A 6,191-nucleotide genomic window follows, 5' to 3' on the forward strand; every position below is an offset into this window, starting at 1 on the left:
CGTCCACGGCGCCTTCCATCTGCTGAAGCACGGAGGCCAGGCCCTTTTGGATGGACCTCACCACATCGTGGTCACGGGTGCTGACGGGCATTTTGGCGATGCTGTTGACGAAGTGCTCCACCAGCATGGGCTGGTTCAGCAACTCGGCGCGGTCGGCGGAAAAACTCTTCTTCACCACGGAGGTCACGGAGGCCGTGCCACGCAGCCAGCCGCCGAGGCTGACGCACTGCGAGAGGTCCATGTCCTTCATCTGCTCCATCGTGTCGCGCACGGTCTTCTGGGTCTGGTCGAATTCCTTGCGGATGGAGCTCCACTGTCCCTTGTCGGCCGCATCCAAGATGGCCTGGGCGTGAGGCAGCACGGACTTGCTGAGACCGAGGCTCTTGGCCAGGGAGATGACGTCATGGCCGATGTCCTTCACGGCTTCCTTGTCCTCGGCCTGCACGGCCACGAAGCCCTCGGCCACGGTGTAGCCAAAGAGGAGGGAGAGCTTGGTGCGGTCGCTGGTGGTCGGCATGTCCTGCTTGCGCAGTTCCGCGTTCCAGTTGGGCTCGCCGAGTTTGTCGAGCACGGAGAAAACTTCGCTCGGGACCGGGACGATCACGTCATCGACGACCTTGCCCGGGAAAGCGAGCGGGTCGAATTCCTCCACCCCCTTGGTGCCCTTGGGAGCGGCGGTGAGAGGCAGAATGCCGGCCAGAAGCAAAGCGGCAGTCAGGGTGGGGCGAATGAACAGGGAGCGTTTCATGACAAAAAATAACCAGGGTAAGAGCGCAAGTTGGATCAGGTCAACTCAAACCCCATTACCCTTAAATCGCAAATGGTTTGACCACCAACCGTACGAAGCTCACGTCTTTTCGCCGAGGAGACGAAGAGTGGAGAAAAGAGGAGGGCCTGGAGAGCTCCGTTCAGTGCCACCGCTCCATTTCCAGCCTCATTTCCGGCTTCAGATCGCGCCGGGCCTGCATGCTAGGGGGAAAAGCGGGAGGCGGCGCCTCGTTTCCCGTTTCCGCTCCTGGAGGCCCTCGTGGAGGAAACGACGACGGGGGGCAGAGAGTTTGCGTGCCCCCCCTGCAGGACGTACGCATGCCCAGCGCAGGTTGGGCGGCTTGTCCCCAAGCCGCCGTGGCCCAGCGCGGTGATTGCTCAGGGGTGGATCATTCCCGGCTCCGCTGCTGCCGACTGTCACTGGGCTCCGCTGCCGCCAGTCGTCTTTCGTCCGTTCTTCCCGCTCTCGGCGGCGGTTGGAGGACCAACCGTCCTACCTTCTCGCGCTGCGCGCGACCACCCGCAGCTGGGCGCATGCTCCCCCAGAATCCCCCACCCTCAATCCACACCGACCCCCGCCCTTGGCCGCAGCTCCACCGCCTCGTACTCACGCCCTTTTTTACGCACGAGGCCGGCGTTCATGAGCTTGCGGGCCCATTTGCTGATGGTGCCGCACTGGACGCCGAGCATCTCGGCCAGTTCGGTGGCGTTGACGATGCCTTCGCGGATGTGGGCCAGGAGGGCGTCGAGGTTGCCGTGGGCCTCGCAGCTTACGGTGATCTGGCTGCCCTCATCCTTCAAGGCCCAGCGCAGGGGCATGGCATCGCGCCCCTGGCAGTTGCGGCATTTGGAGAAGCGGGTGATGAACTCCTTGAAGTGGGACTCGTCCTCCGTGGCGTCCTTCAGGCTGAGGATCCAGTGTGCCATGTCCTCACGCCGGGAGGCCCCGCGCATCTCCCCATTGCGCCCGGCGTGGTGAATGATGATCACAGTGACGCTGCGGCGGCGCAGGCTCAGCAGCCACTCTTCGAGCTTGTCGAAGTCGTCGTTCTCATTTTCACGCATGCCGATCTGGCTGGCGCTGAGATTGTCGATGATGAGGACGGAGCCGTCCGGCAGCATGGAGGAGAGGCCCGTCTGGTGCAGGGGCTGGGCGATGTTTACACTGAGGCCCTGGTCCAGGTAGAGGTGCTCATTGCTCAGCCAGCAGAAGTTGAGCGAGGTGATGCCGAGCTTCTCCGCGCGCTCCCTGACGTCCGGCACATTCATCTCGGCATCGAAGTAGAAGACCCTGCGCGGGGCCTCCCCGGCCTGCCAGGCACCGAGGAGGCAGCCCTCCGCCAGGGCGTTGCCAATGAGCATGGCCAGCCAGGTCTTCCCACCGCCGCGCGGGGCAAAGAGGTAGCCGAGATCCCCCTCCCGCAGCCATTCCCCCAGCAGGCGGGGGCGGGGCGCGGTCTGGGTGTGGCGCAGCTGCTCCGGCGTGAGCAGGGAGCGGGCGAAGTCCGGCGGCTCCGGCGGTGGCGGGGCACCTGGGGCGGTGGTGGGGGTAAGGGTGGATTTGTAAGCGGCGAGCTGCGCCACGAGTTCGGTGATGTCTTTCATAGGATTTGGAAAAGGCTGTTGAGTTCGTCTTGATTGGCTTCGGGTTTGGCGATCAGTGCGCCGAGGTCCTTGCGCCCGGCGGACAGTTCTTGGATGTCCACCGTGGCTCCGGCCTTCTGCAGTTCAGCCAGCCATGAGGCGGCGGCGTTCAGGCCGGCGGCATCCAGATGGGGCACGATGCGGACGTGGCGGCCCGCCAGTGCCTTGAGCAGGGTGGGATCGCGCTCCAGGCGGGAAGACGTGCTGGTGGCCGCCAGCACGGTCCAGGACGGCTGCATGTCCACCAGCGCATACGCGGTGAGGGCCTCCAGCAGGCCCACGGCTCCCTCCACCAGCAGCACATGGGGTGCCTGAGAAAGCAGGCCGCGCCCCACCCAGGCCCCTTCGCTGCCGGGCAGGTTTTTGGCATTGATGGCCCTGCCCTCCGCATTCGTGAACGGCTGGCCGTCACAGCGGCGCACCTGGGCAAACCGGCCTTCACACACCGCATAGCAGTCGTGGCCATCCAGCTGGCACGCCTTGATCAGGCCAAAACTGCGCGCGATGTACAGACCACCCCACGGGATGCCTCGCTGCCGGGCGATGGGCTCCAGTTCCTCCCGGCTGAAGCGGCGCATCTCAGGCCACTGGCGGCGCTGCCAGGCCCTCTGCTCTGCCTCGTTTGGAAAATCAGCCGACATGCGGTCACGGGCGGCGGCGGGGCGGTCTGCCAGCAGGTAACCCTCCGCCTTGCTGGAGGTGCTTGCGGCGCTGTGCAGCCTGCTCCTCAGATCGGCCTCCGACCACGGCGGGAGGCAGCCGTGGTTCCAGACCACCAGCAGCGGCAGCGCCTCTTCCACACTGAGGCTGAAGCCCCTCACCAGGGCCTGTGCGGCGGCAAAGGCCGCACCGTCCCCGCCCTGGACGGACACGGGCATTTTGGCCAGGTAGGCGCTGGCACGCTCAACGGTGGTTTTCATGGATGGCGCATGGGGTGGCCGCCAGTCACGGCGGCGGATGAAACAACAACAGGCACGATTGATGTCATGACGTGGTAGTAAGAGCTATAATATGGTATCCGCCAAAGCATGACGGCGAAGAACACCGCCCGGCAGGCGCAAAGGTTTTTCTGGCTGCGGGCCGCACCATGCGCCGGCCCGGTCATCCCCCTTCGGCAGCAGGTTCCTCAGAACCCGGTGTGTGGGAGGGGGATCATCTGGCAGGCCATTGGAGCCGCGTGGCACCGCATCCCTGCGGCCCTGCGTCTTGCACGCAAAACCACGCGAACACTGCACCCGCCCCACCTTCCCAGCCTTGCATCAAGGCCGGTCAGGCAGACGGGTGATAATCACCTCATCACTTCACAACGCAACCACATTTTGCAACAATTGCGCTCTTCGACGGGGAGGAATATTCCCTTCCCCTTCGTTTCCAATTTTGAGTCCCCTGGGATGGAAATGGGAAACGAGGCGGACGTGGCCTATGGCCGTGATTCAAGATGCTCGAGCGTCTTCGGCCTCAGCGCTCCGTCCGGCCTGCGAAAGCGGTAGCTTCGTTCGTTCCTCACTCCGCGACCGCACTCCATATGAGGCCCATTGCCTGCAGAGTTGATGGGTGAGCCGTGGCGTGCCGGGTTTATTTGGAGTGCGGTCGCGCAGATGCACGGCGCAAGCCTGCATCGCAGCTACCGCTTTCGCGGGGTGAACCACATCCGATGAATCCCCTACCCCATCCTCGGCAGCACCTCGACCACATCCGCCAGCACTCGCCCGCTGCCGTGGCGCAGCTCATTGCACCGTCCGAAGAGCATCTGGCCGCTGGTGGCCCCAAGAAGGTCGGCTAGGCGCTGATCCACGGAGATGCGGAAGTAGCCACGGGGGTGGCTGGAGTGCGGGACTTGGTAGCGCTCCAAGATGGCACCGAAGGGTACGAGGCCTTCGAGCACGAGCTTCTGCGCTTCCTCAGGCAGGAGATCGAGGTGAATGCCGATGGCGCCAAACTCCACGGGCATGCCGTCCGTGTGCCGGTGCAGCACGGAGGCGCGCACGAGGTAGTTGCCGATGCGGGCACGGGCGGCGACATCCAGATCGATCTCGCTGGCGTGAAAATCCCGCAGGCGCGGCGTCATGTCTTGGTCATGCACCAGCAGGCCGCGCTCCTGCTCGGCCAGGTCCTGGGGCTCCACAAAGGTCACGCGCGGACGTGTGCTGCCGATGCCGTAAAAGAAGATCAGGGGTGCCAGGATATCCTCGTCCTGCCGGGGTGCCTCGTTCATCGCCGTCGTTGTCGTTCGGTTGCGTCGGAGGGCTTCAGGTATAACGGGCGTACTGGCGGTGCTGCGGCAGGAAGAAATCGTGCAGCAGGCGGTCCACCTGCAGCAGGCCATCGCGCGAGAGCGTGACGCCCGCCGCATCCAGCGTGGCAAAGCCTTCCTTGGCCAGGTAGTCGAGCTGCGGGCCAAAGTGTTTGCGCGGATCTTCACCGAACTTTTGGATGTAGTAGTCGAACTCGCTGCGGCCGAGCTTGAGCTTGAGGATGAACTCGCGCACGAAGCGGTCTTCGGCGGTGGTTTGGTAGGCGCGGAAGATCGGCAGCTGGCCGGCATCCACGGCCTGCATGTAGGGGCCCACATCGGCCTGATTTTGGTAATGCACGCCACCGAGATGGCCGAAGGAGGCCACGCCGCAGCTCAAGAGATCCGCACCTTCCCAGAGGGAGTCGCGATAGACGAATTTGATGCGCTTGGGGTCCTTCACCACGGTGTAGGCGCTGGTCACGGTGTAGCCGTCTTTTTGAAATTCATCGAAGGCATAGCTGACCCAGTCGCGCTTGGTCTGCCAGTCGGCCACGGGCGCAGTGACTTTGCCCTCGGCCTTCATCTGCTGATACATGGTGGTGTTGTAGGGCACCTCCATCTGGTAGATGGTCACGGCATCCGGCTGCAGGGCGATGGCTTTCCTGACGGTGTCCTTCCAGTTCTCCCAGGTCTCGTTCATCATGCCTGCGATGAGGTCGATGTTGATGTGCTCAAAGCCGAGCGTGCGGGCGAAGCGGTAGGCCTTCTCGATCTCGCCGCTGCGGTGCGCGCGGCCGTTCGTTTCGAGAATGTGATCGTCAAAATTTTCCACGCCGAGGCTCAGGCGCGTGACACCAATATCACGGATGCCGGTAAGCTTGACTTCATTGAGCGTGCCGGGTTCGGCCTCGAAGGCGACTTCTTCCGCCTCGTCCCATGGGATCATGTCCTTCATGCGATTGGTCAGATCCTTGAGCTGAGGCACTGAAAGGTAGCTGGGGGTGCCGCCGCCGAAGTAGACGAAGTGCGCCTTGCGTCCCTTCAAATAGGGCTGGCTGGTGAAGCGCTCCATCTCGCGCATCCCGGCGTCGATGTAGGCCTTCACCTCCTGCGCATTCTTGTCGGTGTAGACTTTGAAATAGCAGAAGTGGCAGCGTTTGCGGCAGAACGGGATGTGGAAATAAACGCCCAGCGGGATGTTGGCCGGTGCGGGCTGCTTCAGCACTTCCTCCACCACGGGAACCTGGTCAGGCTTCCAGAATGAGAACGGCGGATAATTGGAGACAAAGTAGTTTCCAGCCTCGGTCTGTTCGACCTTTTTCTCCGGAGCGGGAGTTTCGAGAGCGGTTTGCATGATGGGGTAAAAGAATAACGACTGCTGCGGGAAGTTCTACGAGCAAAATATGCGCGAAGCGAGACGAAGGGATGATTTTCTCCCTGAGGAAGGGACCCCGCATAAAGAGATGGCTTGGTATTTTGAGCCAAAGGCTTCTGCCACGCTTTCCCCTCACTTTCCATGCGCCAGCACCACGCGGAAGCCGAT

General features: G+C 63.1%; 5 protein-coding genes. All 5 read right to left on the bottom strand.

Annotated features, from left to right (window positions below):
• Positions 1-748, bottom strand: a 748-nt coding sequence (locus ACIREA_RS24330; protein WP_397384932.1) for a hypothetical protein, incomplete at its 3' end; no start/stop codon positions are given.
• 578 nt (positions 749-1,326) lie between these two features.
• Entirely contained in the window at positions 1,327-2,373 is a 1,047-nt protein-coding gene (locus tag ACIREA_RS24335) for an AAA family ATPase (protein ID WP_397384933.1), read from the bottom strand.
• The gene (locus ACIREA_RS24340) at positions 2,370-3,332 is read right to left on the bottom strand and encodes a hypothetical protein (RefSeq protein WP_397384934.1); all 963 of its coding nucleotides are present in this window, start codon (positions 3,330-3,332) and stop codon (positions 2,370-2,372) included. Before ACIREA_RS24340 ends, ACIREA_RS24335 begins: the two co-directional genes overlap by 4 nt.
• Positions 3,333-4,075: 743 nt before the next feature.
• The gene (locus ACIREA_RS24345; RefSeq protein ID WP_397384935.1) at positions 4,076-4,627 is read right to left on the bottom strand and encodes a hypothetical protein; all 552 of its coding nucleotides are present in this window, start codon (positions 4,625-4,627) and stop codon (positions 4,076-4,078) included.
• A gap of 34 nt (positions 4,628-4,661) precedes the next feature.
• Positions 4,662-6,002 carry a coproporphyrinogen-III oxidase family protein gene (locus ACIREA_RS24350; RefSeq protein ID WP_397384936.1) on the bottom strand — a complete coding sequence of 447 codons (1,341 nt, stop codon included), beginning with the start codon at positions 6,000-6,002 and terminating at the stop codon, positions 4,662-4,664.
• Positions 6,003-6,191 lie beyond the last annotated feature (189 nt).

Origin of the sequence: Prosthecobacter sp. (genome assembly GCF_044373815.1) — a bacterium.
Lineage (GTDB): Bacteria > Verrucomicrobiota > Verrucomicrobiia > Verrucomicrobiales > Verrucomicrobiaceae > Prosthecobacter.